Raw genomic sequence first — 19,018 nt, 5'->3', positions numbered from 1 at the left:
GAAGAACGGGACGATGAGCACCGAAGTGGCCGCCTTCCGCGGCGTCGGCAAGAGCTACGGGCGGGTGCGCGCCGTGGACGACCTCAACCTCGTGCTGCGCCCGGGCGAGACCGTCGCCCTGCTCGGCCCGAACGGCGCCGGCAAGTCCAGCAGCCTTGACCTGCTGCTCGGCCTGCGCCAGCCCGACCAGGGCAGCGTCACGCTGTTCGGCGGCACCCCGCGGGAGGCGATCGCGGCCGGCCGGGTCGGCGCGATGCTGCAGAGCGGCGGGCTGATGGCCGACGTCAAGGTCCGCGAACTGGTCGAGCTCGCCCGCGACGTGCACCCGCGCGGCCGGTCGGTCGAGGAGGTGCTGGCCGACGCCGGGATCACCGAACTGGCCGAGCGCCGGGCGGACAAGCTGTCCGGCGGCCAGGAACAGCGGGTCCGCTTCGCGCTCGCGATCGCGGGAGACAGCGACCTGATCGTGCTGGACGAGCCCACCACCGGCATGGACGTCACCGTCCGGCAGGCGTTCTGGGCGAGCATGCGGGCGCAGGCCGACGCCGGGCGCACGGTGCTGTTCGCCACCCACTACCTGGAGGAGGCGGACTCGATCGCCGACCGCGTCCTCGTCCTGCACCGGGGCCGGCTGATCGCCGACGGCAGCTCCGCCGAGATCAAGGCGCGCGCCGGAGCCCGTCGGGTCGCCTTCGAACTCCACGACGCGGACGGGGAGTTCGACGAAGGCGTGCTGCGCCTGCTGCCGGGCGTGCAGTCCCTGGACGTCACCGCCCGGGTGCCGGGCGTGCGGACCGTCCGGATCCGCACCGCGGACGCCGACGCCAGCGTCGCCGGGCTCTACCGGGCGGGCCTGTACCCGCGCGGGCTGGAAGTCACCGGCCTCGGCCTGGAACAGGCCTTCCTGACCATCACCGGCGCGCAGGACCAGCGCGAGGACGCGAAGGAGACCGTGCGATGACCACCCTGATCCGGCTGGAGATCCTGCGGACCTTCCGCAACCGGCGCTACCTGGTCTTCACCATCGCCTTCCCGGCGCTGATGTACTTCTTCTTCACCCACGCCTACGGCTCCTCCCCACTGGCCGGCGGCCTGTCGGCGAAGACCTACTTCATGGTCTCGATGGCCACCTTCGGCGCGGTCGGCGCGGTGCTCACCGGCAGCGCGCAGCGGATCTCGCTGGAGCGCAAGAGCGGCTGGGTGCGCCAGCTGCGGCTCACCGCGCTGCCCGGCCGGGCGTACACCCTCGGCAAGATCGCCGCGAGCTCGGTGACCACGCTGCCGGCGATCCTGGTGGTCTTCGCGCTCGGCGCGGTCCAGGGCGTGTCGCTCGGCGCGGCGCAGTGGGCCGGTCTGGCGGCGGCGCTGTGGCTGGGCAGCTTCGTGTTCGCGGCGCTCGGGGTCGCGCTCGGGTACGCGGCGGCGCCGGACTCGGTGCAGACCATCGTGATGATCACCTACATGGTGATGGCGCTGTTCGGCGGGACGTGGTTCCCGGTGAGCGGCTCGCTGGAGAAGTTCGCCCGGTTCAACCCGGTGTACCTGTACAACCAGCTGGCCGCGTTCACCCAGCCCGGGCACTCCCTGGACACCGGCGCGGTCGCCGGGCTGGCCGCCTTCCTCGCGGTGTTCGTCGTCGCCGCGGCGGCGCTGTACCGCCGCGACACCCGCCAGGCATGATGACCGGCATGACCGAGCCGCGCCAGACCCGCCGATCCGACGAGCAGCCGGAGGCGGGTCCGGCGCGCACGTCGTTCATGACCGTCCCGGGCTCGCCGATCGAGACCAGGCGGCAGCTGCTGGTCAAGGTCAGCTGGATGCTGCTGTGGACGATCTACCTGGCCTACCCGGTGGGCAACCTGCTGCACGGCGGGCACGGGACGGCCGCCCGGGTGTTCGGCTGGCTCTGCCTGGCGGTCTTCGTCGGCAGCTACGTCCTGCTGGTGATCTTCCGCTCGATGGTCGGGATGCGGCCCCGGGCCTGTCGGCTGATCGTCGCGATGATGGTCGTGCTCGCGAGCGTCTCGGCCTTCGTCCTCGGTGAGGCCTTCCTGACCCTCTTCACCTACGCCTCGGTGTGCGTCGCCGTGATCCTGCCGGTGCGCTACGCGCTGCCCGGTGTCGCCGCCATGGCCGCGCTCACCGCCACCGTCGGCGTGCTGAGCCACGCCGGCGGCGACACCATCCCCACCCTGGCCCTCACCTCCTTCCTCGCCGGCGCCGCGATGACCGGCATGCAGCGGCTGGTCGCCACCATGAAGGAACTGCGCGAGGCCCGCGCCGCCGTCGCCCACCTGGCCGCCTCCGAGGAACGGCTGCGCCTCTCCCGCGACCTGCACGACCTGCTCGGGCACTCGCTGTCGCTGATCACGCTGAAGAGCGAACTGGCCGGGCGGTTCATGGACGCCGGCAAGGACGAGGCGGCGCGGGCGCAGGTCGCCGACATCGAGCAGGTCGCCCGGCAGTCGCTGATCGACGTCCGGGAGGCGGTGACCGGTTTCCGCCGCCCCACCCTGCCGGTCGAACTCGCCGCCGCCCGCACCGCGCTGGCCGCCGCACAGGTCAGGCTGGAGGCCGCGCCGGAACTGGCCGACACCTGGCCGGGGCTTGCCGACGAGGAGGCGGGCGCGCTGGCCTGGGCACTGCGCGAGGCCGTCACCAACATCGTCCGGCACGGCGAGGGCGCCACCGTCTGCACCGTCACGGCCGACGAGAGCTGGGAGGGCGGTGGCGAGCGCTACGCCGTCCTGGAGATCGCCGACAACGGGCGCGGACCGGGCAAGTCCCAGCCGGGCAACGGGCTTTCGGGCCTGGAGGAGCGGCTGGCCCTGGTCGGCGGGCGGCTGGAGGCCGGGCCGGGCGAGCGGGGCCGGGGCTTCCGGCTCCGGGCCTTCGTCCCGCTGCGGACGGTCACCGCGCCGGCCGGCACGGAACCCGGCCGGTCGGGTTGACCGTCCTCCCCGGCATGGCTACCGCACTCATCCTCGGTTTCGACCCGCACACCGTCCCCGGCATGGACGGCGACGGCCTGCGGGCCGTCCTCGACGCCGAACTCGCCCGCTTCGCCGACCACGGCATCGACGCGGAGATGGCCCTGGTCGCGCCCGACGAGACGGCCGGGCCCGCGATCACCGCCGCCCTCGCCGACCGGGACTGGGACGTCGTCGTCATCGGCGGCGGCATCCGCAAGCCCGAACCCGCCCTGCCCTTCTTCGAGCTCGTCGTCAACCTCGTCCGCCGCCACGCCCCGCAGGCCGCCATCGCCTTCAACACCAGTGGCTCCGACAGTGTCGAGGCCGCGCAGCGCTGGCTCTGACCCGCGTCCGGGGGGGGGGGGGGGGGGGGGGGGGGGGGGGGGGGGGGGGGGGGGGGGGGGGGGGGGGGGGGGGGGGGGTCCCCTCTTCCCCCCCCCCCCCCCCCCCCCGGTTTCCTATGCCGACGGCCGGCCGTCGGTGAGGGCGCGGCCGAACCGGAGCGCGGGGCGGTCGTCGAGGGTGAGTTCGGCGACGACCGCGAAGCCGTTGCGGGTGAGGACGGTCTGGGAGGCGAGGTTGTCGAGGGTGGTGACGGCGGTCAGCGACGTGAGGGCGTAGTCCGCGGCGGCCAGCCGGCAGAGGTGGGCGACGGCGGTGGTGGCGACGCCCCGGCCGGTCGCGTGTTCGCCGACGCGGTAGCCGAGTTCGGCGGTGCCGTCGGTGATGTCGACGAGGTTGACGCGGCCGAGGACGGCGCCGGCCGCGTCGAGGACGACGTGGAACCGGCAGACGCCGGAGTCCTGTTCGGCGAGCAGGGCGGCGTGGCGGGCCGGGAACTCGGCGAAGTAGGCGTCACCGCGGTCCGGAACGGTCCGCGCGAACCAGGCGCGGTTGGCGCGCTCGAAGGCCAGCAGGGCGTCGGCGTGGTCCGGGCGGAGGCGTTCCAGGTTCAGCATGCCGCCAGTCTGGCCCGCAGGCCTTCGGCGAGCCAGGCGAATACCTTCCGCGGCCTCTCCGGCGCCCCTCTAAGGTCGTGGCCATGAGTGACATTCAGAACGGGGCCCTGATCCGCGTGCTGCTCGCCGAGGACCAGGGGATGGTCCGGGAGGCGCTGGCGGCGCTGCTCGGGCTGGAGGGGGACATCGACGTCGTCGCGCAGGTGGGGCGCGGGGACGAGGTGGTGGCGGCGGTGCTGGCGCACGAGGTGCAGGTGGCCGTGCTGGACATCGAGATGCCGGGGATGACGGGCATCGAGGCGGCCGCCGAGCTGCGTCGGAACGCGCCGGGGACGAGGGTGGTGATCGCGACGACCTTCGGCCGGCCGGGGTACCTGCGGCGGGCGATGGAGTCGGGGGCGGACGCGTTCCTGGTGAAGGACGCGCCGGCCTCGGAGCTGGCGGAGGCGATCCGGCGGGTGCTGCGCGGGGAGCGGGTGATCGATCCGGTGCTGGCGGCGGCCGCGCTGGCGGAGGGGGCGAATCCGCTGACGGCGCGCGAGCGGGACGTGCTGGGCGCGGCGGCGGACGGGGCGGTGAACGCGGACATCGCGCGGCGGCTGCACCTGTCGGAGGGGACGGTCCGCAACTACCTGTCGATGGCGATCCAGAAGACCGAGGCCCGCAACCGCACCGAGGCGGTGCGGATCGCCCGGGAGAAGGGCTGGCTCTGAGCGCGCCCCGGCTGACTCCGAGCGCGCCCCCGGCTGGTTCTGGGCGCGCCCCCGACTGGCTCCGAGCGAGTTCCCGGGCGGTCGTCAGTTGAGCCGGTGCCGGGCGGCCCGGGCCTCCTGGCGGACCTTGGCGGCGGTGTCGGGGTCGAAGGTGTCGAGGATCTGCGCGAAGGCGTCCATCTCGGCCGAGCCACCGAGGAAGTCGCCGGTGCGGACGAGGAGTTCGGCGCGTTCGAGGCGGAGCTGGGCGGGGTGGCGGGGCAGCAGGAGGGCGAGTTCGGTGGCCCAGAGCTGGGTGCGGGCGTGTTCGGGGCGGTCGGCGGCCCAGGCGCGGATGTTGCCGAGCACGCGCAGCACGAGGTCGAGCGGCTGGGCGGGGGTGAGCAGGTCGGGGCTGAACTCCTGCCCGGCGCCGCGGACCAGGCGTTCGGCGTCGTCCGGGTCGAGCAGCCGCCCGCCGTGGAAGGGGTCGGCGAGCACGTACTCGTCGCCGCCGCCCGGCCCGCCGACGGCGACGATGACGTGGCCGGGCAGCGCGATGCCGTGGACGGCGAGCCCGGCCCGCCGCCCGACCGCCATCCACACCAGGGACAGCATGATCGGCAGTCCGCGCCGCCGCCGCAGCACGTCGGGCAGCAGCGAGGACTCGAGCCGCCGGTAGTCGGACTGCCGCCCGTGGAAGCGTTCCCGCCCGCCGAGGACGGCGGCGAGCAGGGCGGCGGTCTCCTCCGGGCCGGCGGGGGCGCGTTCGGCGACGGCGAGCCGGACGGCGCTCGCGTGCCGGTCGAGGGCGGCCTCGCAGGCGGCGAGCAGGGCGTCCACGCTGGGCGGTTCCCCGGGGTCGTCCGGGTCGAGGACCGGGCCGTGTTCGGCGGCGGCGAGCAGGCAGAGCAGCACCGGGTCGGGATGCTCGGCGCGGGCGGCGGTCCGGAAGCGGTCTCTGCTCTGCTCGGTCACGGTGACGGCGACGGCTTTCGTACGACGGGCGGGCGAACGGCGGGCGAGGAGCGGCGGGCGGGCGGGGCGGCGGTGCGGGCGGGCGGGCGGTGCTACCCCTGGGGGAGAAGGGCGTAGTGGTAAGTGTGACTGGTCGTGAAGCCGAGTCCGTCATAGAGCGCGATCGCCCCGGTGTTGTCCGCCTCGACCTGGAGGTATCCACCGGTCGCCCCCTCCTCGGCGGCCCGGGCGGCGAGCACCGCCATGACGGTCGTGGCCAGCCCGGCCCGCCGGGCGTACGGCGCGACCTCGATCGCGCCGAAGCAGGCCCAGGGCCCGTCGACGACGCAGCGTCCGATCGCCAGCGGCGGCTGTCCGGGGGCGCCCGGCACGGTGGCGAACCAGACCGACGGCCCGCCGTGCAGCACCTGCCGGGCGGCCCGTTCCAGCGCCTCGTCCTCGCCGACCCGGCGGTAGAGCGAGAGCCAGGCCGGGTCGGCGGTCCGGGCGAGCCGGACCCGCTCGGGCCCGGAGCCGGCCCGGGCGAGCCCGGCCAGCGGGGCGGTGCGCACCAGGGTGGGCGCGTAACGGGCTCCCAGCCGGTCGAGCTCGGCCCGCAACTCGTTCGGCGAGCCCGGGGTGATCACCTCGACGTACGCGGGAAGGCCGCGCGCCGCGTACCAGCGGTGGACGGCGGTGAGCGCGTCGGGCAGCGGCAGTCCGGGGTCACCGAGTGCCTGGACGGAGTTGGCGCGGCGGGTGAACCCGGCCGAGGCGCGCAGCGTCCACGCGCCGAGCGGCTCCTGTTCGACGGCGGGCCAGCCGCGGGCCGCGATCCGCTGGAGTTCGACGGGCGTGGCGGCGGGCAGCGGTGCGCGCCGGGCCGGGAAGAGCGGCACGACCTTGCCCGCGACCAGCAGCTTCTCGGGGAAGGAGACGGGGTCGCCGGTCCGCGGAGCGACCGTCAGTCCATGATCGTCCCACGATGTGAGCACGCCGATCGAATCCCGGAACACCGGCCGGTCGTCCACGAACCCCGAGAGGCGCCGGACGGACACGCGTCGTCCCACGTCAGAGCGATCTATCCGGACCTCCGGACGGTCCTGGGCCGGGCCGCCTGCCGTCATCTGGGCACCTCCTGTGCATTTGCGGTCTCCGACCCGCGATACTAGGGGCGGGCATCGACGACGCCGCGCTCACCGCGCACGCGAGCAGAACAGAACGGGCCGCCACGGCCCTTCCGAGGAGGAACGACAGCGTGACCTACGTCATCGCGCAGCCTTGTGTCGACGTGAAGGACAAGGCGTGCATCGAAGAGTGCCCGGTTGACTGCATCTACGAGGGCGAGCGATCGCTCTACATCCACCCGGATGAGTGTGTCGACTGTGGCGCTTGCGAGCCGGTCTGCCCGGTCGAGGCGATCTTCTACGAGGACGACACCCCGGAGGAGTGGAAGGACTACTACAAGGCGAACGTCGAGTTCTTCGACGATCTGGGTTCGCCCGGTGGCGCCTCGAAGCTGGGCCTGATCGAGCGCGACCACCCCTTCATCGCCGCTCTGCCGCCGCAGAACGCCGACCACTGACGATCGGTGGCATCTGAGCTGTGAACACCAACAGCACGCGCGCGCCGTTCCCGGGTCACCCGGGGGCGGCGCGCCGCCCATCTGGCCGAGGAAGGCTGTCCGACCTCCTGCCGGTCTTCCCCTGGGACAAGCTGGAGCCGTACAAGGCGACCGCGCTGGCCCACCCGGGCGGTCTCTGCGACTTCTCGGTGGGCACCCCGGTGGACCCGGTCCCCGAGGTGATCCAGAAGGCGCTGGCCGCCGCCACCGACACGCCGGGCTACCCGACGGTGTGGGGCCCGGTGGAGCTGCGCGAGGCGATCGCCGGCTGGCTGCACCGCCGCTGCGGCGCCGAGATCGGCCCGCAGGCCGTGCTGCCGACCGTCGGCTCCAAGGAGCTGGTGGCCTGGCTGCCGACCCAGCTCGGCCTCGGCCCGGGCGACCAGGTCGCCTACCCGCGGCTGGCCTACCCGACGTACGAGGTGGGCGCGCGGCTGTGCGGCGCGGAGCCGGTCGAGTACGACTCGGTGGACGAGCTGGACGGTTCGCGGGTCCGCCTGCTCTGGGTGAACTCGCCGTCCAACCCGACCGGCCGGGTGCTCGGCGCGGACGAGCTGCGCCGGGCGGTCGCCTGGGCCCGGGAGCACGGGGCGCTGCTGGTCAGCGACGAGTGCTACCTGGAGCTGGGCTGGTCCGCCGAGCCGGTCTCGGTCCTGCACCCGGACGTCTGCGGCGCGGGCCACGAGGGCCTGCTGGCCGTCCACTCGCTCTCCAAGCGCTCCAACCTGGCCGGCTACCGCGCCTCCTTCGTGGCGGGCGACCCGGTGGTGGTCAGGGAGCTGCTGGAGGTGCGCAAGCACGGCGGCATGATCGTGCCGGCGCCGGTCCAGGCGGCGACGATCGCGGCGCTGTCGGACGACGCGCACGTGGCGGAGCAGCGGGAGCGGTACGCGGCCCGGCGCTCGGCGCTGCGGGCGGCGCTGGAGGCGTACGGCTTCCGGGTCGAGCACTCGGAGGCGAGCCTCTACCTGTGGGTGACGCAGGACCGCCCGTGCTGGGAGACCGTGGCCGAGCTGGCCGGACTGGGCATCCTGGTGGCGCCTGGCGACTTCTACGGGCCGGCCGGCGAGTGCTTCGTCCGGGTCGCGTTCACCGCGACCGACGAGCGGGTGGCCGCGGCCGTGGAGCGGCTGAACGCGGCCCGCTGACCGACGCCGAAGGGGCCGGTGTTCCGAGAGCGGAACACCGGCCCCTTCGCCGTACCCGGGGCGGGTTACAGCGGCAGGCCGCTGATGCTGCCGCCGTTCACGCCGCCCAGCAGGCCGCCGATCGGGCCGAGCGCGCCGGTGAGGCCGGACAGCGGGTTGTTCGGGCCGAGGTCGGCGCCGCCGAGGCGGTTGGCCGAGCCGTGCTCGGCCAGGCCCAGGACGTCGGTGCCGGGCAGGGCGGGCAGCGCGCGCGCGACGGAGCCGAGCGGCAGCGCGTCGGTGACGGCGTTGGTGCCGGGGACGGCGCCGGCGAGCTTGTCGGCGCCGGGCAGGCCCTTGGCGATGGCGCCGGTCTGGGCGAGCCCGCCGACCGGGCTGGCCGCGGCGCTGCGGGTGCCGACGCCCTTGCCGGTGACGGCCTCGCCGAGCTTGCCGGCCAGTGCGGAGGCGACCTTCGGGGTGACGGCGGAGAGCTGGCCGGTGGTGGCGGCGGTCTGGTCGACCGGGGCGGTCAGCGAGCTGGCCTTCTCGTTCGCCTCGGGGAGCTGGTGGGCGACGATGTTGCCGGCGGCGTCGGCGGAGGCCGGTACGCCCGCGGCGACGGTGGCGGCGCCGGTGCTGCCGGCGGCCTGGCCCAGCTGGTGGGTGGTGTGCTGGAGGGTGGAACCGGTGTCGGTGTTGGTCAGCTGGCCCAGCGGCGCGGCCAGGTCGCTCTTGGGCAGCAGGGCGTCGCCGCCCAGGGCGGACGCGGAGCCGGCCGCGACCAGCGGGGTCGCGCCGGCCGCCACGAGCAGCGCGGCGCTGGCGATCCGTCGCGTGAGGGGGTGAGACATGGGGCTCCTCGGAGGGTCTGGGTCCGTCACGTCCGCCGGGCGGACTGACGGTGTTACCGCTTGAGAAGCCAGATGGTTTCGGCCTGGACCAGGAAAGTGTCTGACCGACCATCGGATCGTAGGACCGCCGTGACGGCGCCTGGCGGGGTCCGTACGGCCCCGTGGGCCCGGCGCCGGGCAAGGGGAGTGACGGTTCTCCGGCGGGGCCGCCACGGCGGGCTCCCGGTCCACCGGGGTTGACCGGATTCACCCGTCCGGCGGCCACCCGAACGTCAGTGCGTCAGCCCTTGTCGGACGTGGCGAGGGTGACCTGAACGAGCTTGGTCGACGTCCCGGAGGTCTGCGGCTGCCAGCCGTCCTCCGACTTGGTCTTGCGCCAGATCTTCCCGTCGTAGGCGACCGTCGCGATGCCCAGCTGCTGGGCCTGGGCGACCGCCCAGTGGGCGACCTCCCAGCCGCTCGCCCGCTCGGCGGTGATTCCGTCGTCGGTTCCGTCGGTCGAGGAGGTCAGCGCGGCGGCGGACGGGTCCGGGGTGAGCGAGACCGCGTTCTCGGCGCCCTTGATGGTCGAGGCGTACCCGGTGGCCGGGGTCACGGTGCGGCCGAACTCGCGGCGCACCCGGTCGGACAGCACCTGGGCCCGGTCCGCGGCGGTGGGCTGGACGGCGGCCGGGGAGACGGTGGAGCCCGCCGTGGGGGAGGGCGAGTCGACCGGATCCGGCTTGGCGTAGTCGTGCACCACGCAGGAGAACGAACCGGGCTCCCGGCCGGCCAGCGCCGAGGTGAGCAGCGTCGCCTTGGTCTCGTGCTTGGCGTACGCCTGCGGGTAGCCGCTCTTCTGCACGGCCTGGGCCGCGTCGGTCAGCGGCAGCCGGGTGTAGCCGGGCACCTTGACCAGGCCGTCCAGGAACTTGTTGGTCGCGTAGACCGGGTCCCCGATCTGCTGCGCCGTGCCCCAGCCCATCGAGGGCCGCTGCTGGAACAGGCCGATCGAGTCCCGGTCGCCGCCCGCGAGGTTGCGCAGCTTGGACTCCTGCATCGCGGTGGCCAGCGAGATCGTCGTCGCCCGGTCCGGCAGTCCGCGCGAGCGCGCCACCGCGGCGATCGTCGCGGCGTTGGCCGCCTGCGGGAGCTCCAGCGTGCCGCTGCCGGCCGCGGTCTTCACCGAGCAGCCCTCGGGCTCGCCCTGTTTGAAGCCGAACCACCAGATGCCGACCACGGCCAGTCCCGCGACCAGCGCGAGGCCGAGCAGGCCGACGATCACGAGCAACAGCGCGCGCAGTGGACCGCGGCGGGGGGGCGCCAACTCCTCGCCCAGCTCCTCGCCGCTCTTTCTCCTGGCCACCGTCGCCCCTCTCGCGCCTTGCTTCTTGATCCGACACCGTACCCACTCGGACGGGTGTGCGGCGCCACCCGGTTGCGGTTGCCGGTCCGCTCGCTCCGGGGCGGGCCCGCGCGCGCCGCGTCACGGAAGCGCCACACGGGGTGCACACCACGCGGACTAGGCTGGCGCCATGAGCAGCCCGAACCCGACGCCCCTGGACCTCACCCTCGACGGCGGCGCGCTGACCGCCCGGCTCGTCGACTTCCCGTCGGTGAGCGGCGACGAGCAGGCGCTCGCCGACGCCGTGGAGACCGCGCTGCGCGGCTACCCGCACCTGACCGTGGACCGGTACGGCAACAACGTGGTCGCCCGCACCACCCTCGGCCGCCCCGAGCGCGTCCTGCTCGCCGGCCACCTGGACACCGTGCCGATCGCCGACAACGTGCCCTCCCATGTCGAGGGGGACCTGCTCTACGGCTGCGGCACCTCGGACATGAAGTCCGGCGTCGCCGTCCAGCTGCGGCTCGCCGCCACCCTGCCCGAGCCCAACCGCGACCTCACCTTCGTGTTCTACGACTGCGAGGAGGTGGAGGCCCACCGCAACGGCCTGGGCCACCTCGCCAGGGAGCGCCCGGACTGGCTGGCCGCCGACTTCGCGGTGCTGATGGAGCCGAGCGGCGCGGTCGTCGAGGGCGGCTGCCAGGGCACCCTGCGGGCGCAGATCCGGCTCACCGGCGTGCGCGCGCACTCGGCCCGCAGCTGGCTCGGCGACAACGCCATCCACCACGCCGCCGAGGTGCTCACCCGGCTCGCGGACTACCGGCCGCGCCGGGTGGAGATCGACGGCCTGGAGTACCGGGAGGGCCTGAACGCCGTCCGGATCGACGGCGGCGTGGCCGGCAACGTCATCCCGGACGAGTGCGTCGTGACGGTCAACTTCCGCTACGCGCCGGACCGCAGCGAGGCGGAGGCGGAGAAGCACGTGCGCGAGGTCTTCGACGGCTTCGAGCTGACCGTCACCGACTTCGCCCCGGGCGCGCTGCCCGGGCTCGCCCAGCCGGCCGCCCAGGCCTTCCTGGAGGCCACCGGCGGCCAGGCCCGGGCCAAGTTCGGCTGGACCGACGTCGCCCGGTTCAGCGCGCTGGGCGTCCCGGCGGTCAACTACGGCCCCGGTGACCCGAACCTCGCGCACAAGCGGGAGGAGCACTGCTCGCTGAGCGCCATCGCGGAGACCGAGGAGCGGCTGCGGGCCTGGCTGACCAGCTGAGGTGCCGTTCCGATGATCGGCCGGTCCGACCGGCCGATCATCGGCTGAGCGCCATCTTCCGGTCGCCCAACCGACCTTCCCCTGTTGCCTGAAAACCGGGATCACCGGACGTAGGGTTTCGTCATGACAGGCACAGGAGACGAGAAGCACTACGGACACGGCCCCGAGCAGGTCGGCGCGCCGCGGAAGAAGAAGGCCTGGCCCGAGAAGCAGAAGGGCCCGGTGCTGGTGCGCCGGGACCAGGTCGGCACGAGCACCACGGACCAGCGGCTGCTGGACACCACCGGCCCGACCGACTGGCTGCACACCGATCCGTGGCGGGTGCTGCGGATCACCTCCGAGTTCGTCGAGGGCTTCGGCGCCCTCGCCGAACTCCCGCCCGCGATCAGCGTCTTCGGCTCCGCCCGGACCCCGGCCGACTCGCCCGAGTACGAGGCCGGCGTGGCCATCGGCCGGGCCCTCGCCGAGGCCGGCTACGCGGTGATCACCGGAGGCGGTCCGGGTGCCATGGAGGCCGCCAACCGCGGCGCCTCCGAGGCCGGCGGCCTCAGCGTCGGCCTCGGCATCGAGCTGCCCTTCGAGCAGGGCCTCAACGAGTTCGTCGACCTCGGGCTGAACTTCCGTTACTTCTTCGTCCGCAAGACGATGTTCGTGAAGTACTCCCAGGGCTTCGTGGTCCTGCCCGGCGGGCTCGGCACGCTGGACGAGCTGTTCGAGGCGCTCACCCTGGTGCAGACGAAGAAGGTCACCCGCTTCCCGGTGATCCTCTTCGGCAGCGCGTACTGGGGCGGCCTCTACGAGTGGCTGAAGAACACCCTGGTCGCGCAGGGCAAGGCGGCCCCGCACGACCTGGAGCTGTTCCACATCACCGACGAGATCGACGAGGTCATGAAGATCCTCGCCGACACCCGCCGGCCGACCAACCAGATCTAGGCCGGACAGGCCTGGGCCCCCGGCCCTCCGGGCCGCCTACGCCAGCCCCCGGCGGGCGACCGCCGGGGGGCGGGTGCCCCGGATCGAGGCGACCATGTCCAGCACCTGGCGGGTCTCCGCGACCTGGTGGACCCGGTAGACCTGCGCGCCCAGCCAGGCCGAGACCGCGGTGGTGGCCAGGGTGCCGAGCAGCCGCTCGTTCACCGGCCGGTCCAGCGTCTCGCCGACGAAGTCCTTGTTGGACAGCGAGACCAGCACCGGGAAGCCGGTCGCGGTCATCTCCGGAAGCCGCCGGGTGGCCTCCAGCGAGTGCCGGGTGTTCTTGCCGAAGTCGTGCCCCGGGTCGATGATCACCGCGTCCCGCCGCACACCCAGCCCCACCGCCCGCTCGGCCAGCCCGACGGTCACCCGCAGGATGTCCGCCATCACGTCCTGGTAGCCGATCCGGTGCGGCCGGGTGCGCGGCTCGGCGCCGCCCGCGTGCGTGCAGACCAGCCCGACGTCGTGGCGCGCGGCCACCTCGGCGAGCTTCGGGTCCACCCCGCCCCAGGCGTCGTTCAGCAGGTCGGCGCCCACCTCGCAGACCGCCTCGCCGACCTCGTGCCGCCAGGTGTCGACGCTGATCACGGCCTCCGGGTGGCGCTTGCGCAGCTCGGCCACGAAGGGCACGGTGCGCCGCAGCTCCTCCTCCACCGTGACCTCGTCACCGGGCCCGGCCTTCACCCCGCCGATGTCCAGGATCGCCGCTCCCTCGGCCATCGCGCGGTCGGCGGCGGCGAACGCGGCCTCGTCCGCGAAGGTCGCCCCCCTGTCGAAGAACGAGTCCGGCGTCCGGTTGACGATCGCCATGATCACCAGCTCGTCGTCACCGAATTCCCGCGGTCCCAGGCGCAGTGCCACCGATGTCTCCTCCACAGCTGCTGCGGGTGCGATGATGGCCCCCGGCCTCACAGGGACCATGCTGTCATGATCAGTTTGGTCGGGGGCACTTCGCAGCAGGCCGGCCGGGAGTTCGGGAGGACAGCTCGTGTTCTGGGTGATCGTGGTCGCCATGGCCGTGGTGGTCGGCGGCGCCGCGCTGGTGGCGCTCGGCGGGGGCGGCTCGATGCCGGAGGCGGTGCAGGACCGCATCGCCGCCCGGCTGCCGCAGGACCGTCCGCTGAGCAAGGCGGACGTGGACGACCTGCGGCTGCCGATGGCCGTCCGCGGCTACCGGATGGACGAGGTCGACGACGTCCTGGACCGCCTCGGCGCCGAACTCGCCTACCGCGACTCGCGGATCGCCGAACTGGAGGCCGCAGGGCACCTGCGCGGCGCGGTCGAGGCGACCGACGGCCCGGACGCCGGCGCCGAACCGCTGCCCGGCCTGGAGGAGTTCGCGAAGGTGGTCGAACCGGCCGTCGCGCTCACCAAGGAGCGGCCCGAGCAGGAGCGGCCCGAGGACGCGAAGCCGGTGAACGACCGGTGACCGCTCTCGCCGAGGGCGCGGTGCTCGGCGCGGACGGCCTGCGCCGCTGCGCCTGGGGCGAGTCGACCGACGACTACCGGGCCTACCACGACACCGAGTGGGGCCGTCCGGTGCACGGCGACGACGCCCTGTTCGAGCGGGTCTGCCTGGAGGCGTTCCAGTCCGGGCTGTCCTGGCTGACCATCCTGCGCCGCCGGGAGGGCTTCCGGTCCGCGTTCGCCGGCTTCGGGATCGCCGCGGTCGCCGAGTTCGGCGAGGCGGACGTGGAGCGGCTGCTCGCCGACACCGGCATCATCCGCAACCGGGCCAAGATCGAGGCCGCCATCGCCAACGCCCGGGTCGCCCGCGACCTGGACGGCGGGCTGGACGCGCTGATCTGGCGGTTCGCCGGAGCCCCGGACCGGCCGGCCCCCCGCACGATGGGGGAGGTGCCGGCCGTCACGCCCGAGTCGACCGCGCTCGCGAAGGCCCTGAAGAAGGAGGGCTTCCGCTTCGTCGGCCCGACCACCGCCTACGCCCTGATGCAGGCCTGCGGCCTGGTCGACGACCACCTGGCGGACTGCCACGTCCGCACCGCGCGCCCGGTGTGATCCGAAGAGGGCCGCTGGGCGCGCCCTAGCGGCCCAGGTAGGTCGGCTTCTCCTTGGCGATGAAGGCGCGGACCGCGATCCGGTGGTCCTCGCTCTCGCCGGCCAGGGTCTGCAGCTCGTCCTCCTTGTCGAGCAGTTCGTCCAGCGAGTGCGAGGCGCCGTACGCCAGCGACTCCTTGATGGCGCCGTAGGCCACCGTGGGGCCCGCGGCCAGCTCCCGGGCGAAGGCCCGCGCGGTGGCGGCGAGCTCCCCGGCCGGCACCACCCTGGTGGCCAGGCCCAGATCCAGCGCCTCGGCGGCCTTGACCGTCCGGGGCAGCATCAGCAGCTCGGTGGCCCTGGCGTGCCCGACCAGCCGGGGCAGCGTCCAGGAGGCGCCCGAGTCTGCGGTCAGGGCGATCCCGGCGAAGGCGGTGTTGAAGCCGGCCCGGTCGGAGAGGACCCGGAAGTCGCAGGCGAAGGCCAGCGAGGCGCCCGCGCCGGCCGCCACCCCGCCGACCGCGGCGACGGTCGGCTTGCGCATCCCGGCCAGCGCCCGCACCAGCGGGTTGTAGTGCTCGGCGACGGTGCCCAGCGGGCTCTGTCCGGTCTCCTCGGCCCGCTTCAGCGCCGTCAGGTGCTCGTTCAGGTCCTGCCCGACGCAGAACGCGCGCTCGCCGGCCCCGGTCAGCAGCACCGCCCGCACCGCCGGGTCCGCGGCCGCGGCGGCCACGGCGTCCCGCAGCGCGACCTTGGTCGCGACGTCCAGGGCGTTCATCGCCTCCGGGCGGTTGATGGTGATGACGGCCAGGCCGCCGTCCAGCTCGTACAGCACGGAATCGGACATGGGCGAGGGCTCCCTGTGGTCGGCTCGGTGTCGGTCGTGTGCCAGGATGCCGGAGCGGACGGCCGGGTGGGGAGTGTGAGGTATCGCACCTTTCGACGGCCCGCGCGCCGCCGCCACGCCGGGGCTTATGACGGCAATTGCGGCGCTTGGGGGCGGTCCGGCCGATGTTGCACCGAGAGTGATGTTGGTCATCAGCCCGCGGCATGCGGGATAATGGCTTCCGATCAATGCGTTCGATACCGGCGGTGGACGGACTGCCGGTGCGTAGCTGAGCGGTTGCAGGAAGGGGAACGAGCATGGCGGCCATGAAGCCGCGGACGGGTGACGGCCCGCTCGAAGTCACCAAAGAGGGACGGGGCATCATCATGCGCGTTCCGCTCGAAGGCGGCGGACGCCTTGTGGTGGAGCTCACACCTGACGAGGCCGACGCCCTCGGCGAGGCCCTGAAGAAGGCCTGCGGCTGACCGCAGCGGGTGCTCGTCATCTCCTGGAGATGTGCTGCCGGGCCCGGGTACGACGTCATGTCGGCCCGGGCCCCGCGGCGTTTGGGGCCCTGCCCGGCCGCCCGGAGGCCGCGGTCCGGGGCGGCGGGGCCGCTGCCTGACGGTCCGGCTGCCTGACGGCCCTGCCGCTCGACGGTCCTACCGCTTGATGGCGCAGAGCAGCCCGTCCGAGACCGGCAGCAGCGCCGGCAGCAGCGCCTCGCTCTCCCGGACGTCCCGGACCAGGTCGCGCACCGCGCCCGTCTGGGGGTCCTGCAGCTCCGGCTCGGCCAGCCGGCCCTCCTGGAACACCCCCTCGAAGCAGACCATCCCGCCCGGCCGCAGCAGCCGCATCGCCTCCAGCAGGTACTCCCTGGACTCGGCCGGGTCGCCGTCGCAGAACACCAGGTCGTACTGGCCGTCGGCGAGCCGGGGCAGCACCTCCAGCGCCCGGCCCGGTATGAACCGCGAGCGGTTGGCCGCGAATCCGGCCGCGTGGTACGCCTCGCGGGCCAGCTGCTGGCGCACCGGCTCGGAGTCCACCGTGGTGAGCACGCCGTCCGGCCGCATGCCGCGCAGCAGGTAGACCCCGGAGACGCCCGTCCCGGTGCCGATCTCGGCCACCGCCTTGGCGTCCAGTGCCGCGGCCAGCAGCCGCAGGCACGCCCCGCCGCTGGGCCCGATCGCCCGTATCCCGGTGCGCGCGGACTGCGCCCGGGCGTAGGTCAGCACCGCGTCCTCGCCGACGTAGGTGTCGGCGAGGGCCACACGCGCGGGCCCGAACTCGCTGATGGCTGCCTCTTTCGGAGCCCCGGGTTACGGCCCGGTGCCGAGGGAAGTCGATATTTCCTGGCACAGATTACTGGCCGACCGGGAACCGCGTACGGCGGCGGGCCGTTGTCACGAAGGACCGGGTACGGGAGACCTCCCGGGCACTTTTATCCGGGCTTGACGGGTGAGGTGGATATGGTGGTGGCCCTGCTGGGCAGAAGAGCCGACCGAGGAGGTGTGGCCGAGGGCGACGTCCCCGTGCGGCGGCACTCCCGCGGCACCGCGTCGGCCCGTACGCCGAAGCCCGTGATGAACCAGCCTGCGCACTCCGACCTGGACCAGCCCGCCGCCGCGACGCCGGCCGCCGGTACCACCGAGGCCCCCGCCCTCGCGACCTTCACCGAGGGCCCCGACGCGCAGACCTGGACTCCACCCTCCTGGGAGGAGATCGTCGAGGCGCACAGCGCCCGGGTCTACCGCCTCGCGTACCGCCTGACGGGCAACCAGCACGACGCCGAGGACCTCACCCAGGAGGTCTTCGTCCGGGTGTTCCGTTCGCTGTCCACCTACACCCCCGGCACGTTCGAGGGCTGGCTGCACCGGATCACCACCAACCTGTTCCTGGACATGGTCCGCCGCCGCCAGCGCATCCGCTTCGACGCGCTCGGCGAGGACGCGGCCGAGCGGCTCGCCTCCCGCGAGCCCAGCCCGGCCCAGCACTTCAGCGACACCCACTTCGACGCCGACGTGCAGCACGCCCTGGACACCCTCGCCCCGGAGTTCCGCGCCGCCGTGGTGCTCTGCGACATCGAGGGACTGTCCTACGAGGAGATCGCCGCCACGCTGGGCGTCAAGCTCGGCACCGTCCGCAGCCGCATCCACCGCGGCCGCTCGCACCTGCGCGCCGCGCTCAAGCACCGTGCCCCCGGCTCGGCCCCCGGGCGCGAGCGCCGCGGCGGCTCGGAGGAGCCGGTGCCGGTCGGCGCCGCCGTCGAGGGCGCGCTCGCGCCGGGTGCGCGCGGACGGAGGCGATCGTGAGCGGAACCGGCCGGTCCGGGCCGGGCCAGCCGGACCCGTCCGGCCGGTCCGCGGCCAGGCGGGGCTGGGCCCTGCCCGGCCGCCGCGGCGGCGACGAACCGGGCGAGCCCGTCCTGCCCGCGCTGCCGCTGCCGGGCGAGACGGCGCTGCGCGCGGTGCCGGTGCGCCCCGCCGAGCCGGCCGCCGAGGAGCACCACCTCGGTGAGCGCCTCTCCGCGTTCCTGGACGGCGAACTCGGCCACGACTCGCGCGATCGCGTCCAGGCCCACCTGGCGACCTGCCCGCAGTGCCTCGCCGAGGTCGACGCGGGCCGGGCCGTCAAGCACCTGCTGACCCGCACCGGCACCCCCGGCCCCTCCTCCGGCCTGATGGCCCGGCTGATGGCCGTCGGCGGCCTGCCCGAGGACGATCCGGCGGACGCCGACTGGCCCGTCCGCCGCGGCAGCCGCGGTGACGACGACGACCTGCCCGGCGGCGGGGTCGCGGCCGGCGGCACGCTCGGCGGCAGCCGGCTCACCGGCGGCTCCTTCGGCCGCGGCGCAGGCGCCTCCTTCGGCGCGGGCGCGCTCGGCGCCGACACCCCGGTGCCCGGGGTCGACCCGCGGGCGTTCGGGCGCGGCGGCGCGGTGCTGCGGCCCCTGATGGGCCGGCGCAACGGCCGCCCCGAGGCCGCGGCCCGCCCCGAGAGCACCGTCCGGCCCCGCCCGGCCGCCGCCGTACGCTCCGCCGCGCCGCGCGGGCGCCGCTTCGTCTTCGCCGCCGCGGGCGCCTTCTCGGTCGCCGCGGTCACGCTCGGCGGGGTCGGCGGCCTCAGCGCGCAGAGCGAGGACCAGCACGGCAACCCGGTCAGCACGGTCGGCAACAGCGGCGGCACGGGCCGCAGCGGGGGCCTGGTCCCGATGACCGCGCAGATCCCGGTGGACTTCCCGGCCCACCCCGTCGCCGCGACCCGCGACGCGACGCCGCCGCCGGCCTCGGAGCGCAACTCGGGCGGCCTGCCCGCACTGCGCCAGCAGACCCGCTAGGCCCTGTCCGCACCTAGAGCGCCGCTCGCGCCCCGGTCGCGACGATCTCGGCCATCGGCAGGTCTTTACCACGGCTTCATCGCAGCGTGGACCATGGACCCGCCGATGG

The 19,018-nt window shown here is 74.4% G+C and carries 22 protein-coding genes; 14 read left to right on the top strand and 8 right to left on the bottom strand.

What is annotated here, in order from left to right; genetic code table 11:
• The first annotated feature begins 13 nt into the window (after positions 1-13).
• The 4 genes from AC07AL_RS11025 to AC07AL_RS11010 are packed head-to-tail and all read left to right on the top strand — an operon-like array spanning position 14 to position 3,316.
• The gene (locus AC07AL_RS11025; protein WP_363629547.1) at positions 14-961 is read left to right on the top strand and encodes an ABC transporter ATP-binding protein; all 948 of its coding nucleotides are present in this window, start codon (positions 14-16) and stop codon (positions 959-961) included.
• Positions 958-1,680 (top strand): ABC transporter permease, encoded by a 723-nt coding sequence (locus tag AC07AL_RS11020; protein WP_363585413.1) that lies wholly within the window; start codon positions 958-960, stop codon positions 1,678-1,680. Before AC07AL_RS11025 ends, AC07AL_RS11020 begins: the two co-directional genes overlap by 4 nt.
• An 8-nt stretch (positions 1,681-1,688) precedes the next feature.
• Complete coding sequence (locus AC07AL_RS11015; protein WP_363629545.1) at positions 1,689-2,951, top strand: sensor histidine kinase; 1,263 nt, start codon at positions 1,689-1,691, stop codon at positions 2,949-2,951.
• A 14-nt stretch (positions 2,952-2,965) separates the two neighbouring features.
• Positions 2,966-3,316 carry a hypothetical protein gene (locus tag AC07AL_RS11010; RefSeq protein ID WP_363629543.1) on the top strand — a complete coding sequence of 117 codons (351 nt, stop codon included), beginning with the start codon at positions 2,966-2,968 and terminating at the stop codon, positions 3,314-3,316.
• Positions 3,317-3,430: 114 nt separating this feature from the next.
• Here AC07AL_RS11010 and AC07AL_RS11005 read toward each other — a convergent pair whose 3' ends face one another.
• Positions 3,431-3,931 carry a GNAT family N-acetyltransferase gene (locus tag AC07AL_RS11005; protein ID WP_363629541.1) on the bottom strand — a complete coding sequence of 167 codons (501 nt, stop codon included), beginning with the start codon at positions 3,929-3,931 and terminating at the stop codon, positions 3,431-3,433.
• Between the two features lie 83 nt (positions 3,932-4,014).
• Here AC07AL_RS11005 and AC07AL_RS11000 point away from each other — a divergent pair, with 83 nt between their 5' ends.
• The gene (locus tag AC07AL_RS11000; RefSeq protein WP_063347943.1) at positions 4,015-4,644 is read left to right on the top strand and encodes a response regulator transcription factor; all 630 of its coding nucleotides are present in this window, start codon (positions 4,015-4,017) and stop codon (positions 4,642-4,644) included.
• Positions 4,645-4,728: 84 nt separating this feature from the next.
• Here AC07AL_RS11000 and AC07AL_RS10995 read toward each other — a convergent pair whose 3' ends face one another.
• Both AC07AL_RS10995 and AC07AL_RS10990 read right to left on the bottom strand, forming a co-directional pair.
• On the bottom strand, positions 4,729-5,601 hold the full coding sequence (locus AC07AL_RS10995) for a transglutaminase-like domain-containing protein (RefSeq protein ID WP_350879909.1): 873 nt from the start codon (positions 5,599-5,601) through the stop codon (positions 4,729-4,731).
• 92 nt (positions 5,602-5,693) lie between these two features.
• Complete coding sequence (locus tag AC07AL_RS10990) at positions 5,694-6,707, bottom strand: GNAT family N-acetyltransferase (protein ID WP_400809845.1); 1,014 nt, start codon at positions 6,705-6,707, stop codon at positions 5,694-5,696.
• 131 nt (positions 6,708-6,838) lie between these two features.
• On the opposite strand from AC07AL_RS10990, the gene fdxA reads away from it, so the two are divergent.
• Together fdxA and dapC are read left to right on the top strand one after the other, a co-directional pair.
• A complete protein-coding gene (gene fdxA / locus AC07AL_RS10985) occupies positions 6,839-7,165 on the top strand; it encodes a ferredoxin (RefSeq protein ID WP_030061559.1) in 327 nt (108 codons plus the stop codon).
• Between the two features lie 95 nt (positions 7,166-7,260).
• Positions 7,261-8,352 carry a succinyldiaminopimelate transaminase gene (gene dapC / locus AC07AL_RS10980; RefSeq protein ID WP_400809891.1) on the top strand — a complete coding sequence of 364 codons (1,092 nt, stop codon included), beginning with the start codon at positions 7,261-7,263 and terminating at the stop codon, positions 8,350-8,352.
• A 65-nt stretch (positions 8,353-8,417) separates the two neighbouring features.
• On the opposite strand, the gene AC07AL_RS10975 is transcribed toward dapC, so the two are convergent.
• Together AC07AL_RS10975 and AC07AL_RS10970 are read right to left on the bottom strand one after the other, a co-directional pair.
• Entirely contained in the window at positions 8,418-9,185 is a 768-nt protein-coding gene (locus AC07AL_RS10975) for a hypothetical protein (RefSeq protein ID WP_363586759.1), read from the bottom strand.
• A 280-nt stretch (positions 9,186-9,465) separates the two neighbouring features.
• The gene (locus AC07AL_RS10970; protein ID WP_363586758.1) at positions 9,466-10,530 is read right to left on the bottom strand and encodes a VldE C-terminal domain-containing protein; all 1,065 of its coding nucleotides are present in this window, start codon (positions 10,528-10,530) and stop codon (positions 9,466-9,468) included.
• Between the two features lie 169 nt (positions 10,531-10,699).
• Between AC07AL_RS10970 and dapE the strand changes: the two genes are divergently transcribed.
• A complete protein-coding gene (gene dapE / locus AC07AL_RS10965; RefSeq protein WP_363586757.1) occupies positions 10,700-11,776 on the top strand; it encodes a succinyl-diaminopimelate desuccinylase in 1,077 nt (358 codons plus the stop codon).
• A 123-nt stretch (positions 11,777-11,899) separates the two neighbouring features.
• Positions 11,900-12,709, top strand: coding sequence for an LOG family protein (locus tag AC07AL_RS10960; protein WP_350879904.1), 810 nt, complete (start codon positions 11,900-11,902; stop codon positions 12,707-12,709).
• Positions 12,710-12,745: 36 nt separating this feature from the next.
• On the opposite strand, the gene folP is transcribed toward AC07AL_RS10960, so the two are convergent.
• Positions 12,746-13,558 carry a dihydropteroate synthase gene (gene folP, locus AC07AL_RS10955; protein WP_363586766.1) on the bottom strand — a complete coding sequence of 271 codons (813 nt, stop codon included), beginning with the start codon at positions 13,556-13,558 and terminating at the stop codon, positions 12,746-12,748.
• Positions 13,559-13,736: 178 nt separating this feature from the next.
• Here folP and AC07AL_RS10950 point away from each other — a divergent pair, with 178 nt between their 5' ends.
• Together AC07AL_RS10950 and AC07AL_RS10945 are read left to right on the top strand one after the other, a co-directional pair.
• A complete protein-coding gene (locus AC07AL_RS10950) occupies positions 13,737-14,177 on the top strand; it encodes a DivIVA domain-containing protein (RefSeq protein WP_363586755.1) in 441 nt (146 codons plus the stop codon).
• Positions 14,174-14,767 (top strand): DNA-3-methyladenine glycosylase I, encoded by a 594-nt coding sequence (locus tag AC07AL_RS10945; RefSeq protein WP_363586754.1) that lies wholly within the window; start codon positions 14,174-14,176, stop codon positions 14,765-14,767. The genes AC07AL_RS10950 and AC07AL_RS10945 overlap by 4 nt, the downstream gene beginning before the upstream one ends.
• 25 nt (positions 14,768-14,792) lie before the next feature.
• Here the strand turns inward: AC07AL_RS10945 and AC07AL_RS10940 are convergent, their stop codons facing one another.
• Positions 14,793-15,593 (bottom strand): enoyl-CoA hydratase-related protein, encoded by an 801-nt coding sequence (locus tag AC07AL_RS10940; RefSeq protein ID WP_363586753.1) that lies wholly within the window; start codon positions 15,591-15,593, stop codon positions 14,793-14,795.
• Between the two features lie 296 nt (positions 15,594-15,889).
• On the opposite strand from AC07AL_RS10940, the gene AC07AL_RS10935 reads away from it, so the two are divergent.
• Positions 15,890-16,057 carry a DUF3117 domain-containing protein gene (locus AC07AL_RS10935; protein WP_014137929.1) on the top strand — a complete coding sequence of 56 codons (168 nt, stop codon included), beginning with the start codon at positions 15,890-15,892 and terminating at the stop codon, positions 16,055-16,057.
• 177 nt (positions 16,058-16,234) lie between these two features.
• Here the strand turns inward: AC07AL_RS10935 and AC07AL_RS10930 are convergent, their stop codons facing one another.
• A complete protein-coding gene (locus AC07AL_RS10930) occupies positions 16,235-16,843 on the bottom strand; it encodes an O-methyltransferase (RefSeq protein ID WP_350879900.1) in 609 nt (202 codons plus the stop codon).
• 312 nt (positions 16,844-17,155) lie between these two features.
• On the opposite strand from AC07AL_RS10930, the gene sigE reads away from it, so the two are divergent.
• On the top strand, positions 17,156-17,884 hold the full coding sequence (gene sigE / locus AC07AL_RS10925) for an RNA polymerase sigma factor SigE (RefSeq protein WP_371522687.1): 729 nt from the start codon (positions 17,156-17,158) through the stop codon (positions 17,882-17,884).
• Positions 17,881-18,909 (top strand): zf-HC2 domain-containing protein, encoded by a 1,029-nt coding sequence (locus AC07AL_RS10920; protein WP_363586752.1) that lies wholly within the window; start codon positions 17,881-17,883, stop codon positions 18,907-18,909. The genes sigE and AC07AL_RS10920 overlap by 4 nt, the downstream gene beginning before the upstream one ends.
• Positions 18,910-19,018: the final 109 nt, after the last annotated feature.

It is taken from the genome of Kitasatospora sp. NPDC043949 (genome assembly GCF_056435365.1).
This window is presented reverse-complemented; position numbering and strand designations above follow the sequence as displayed.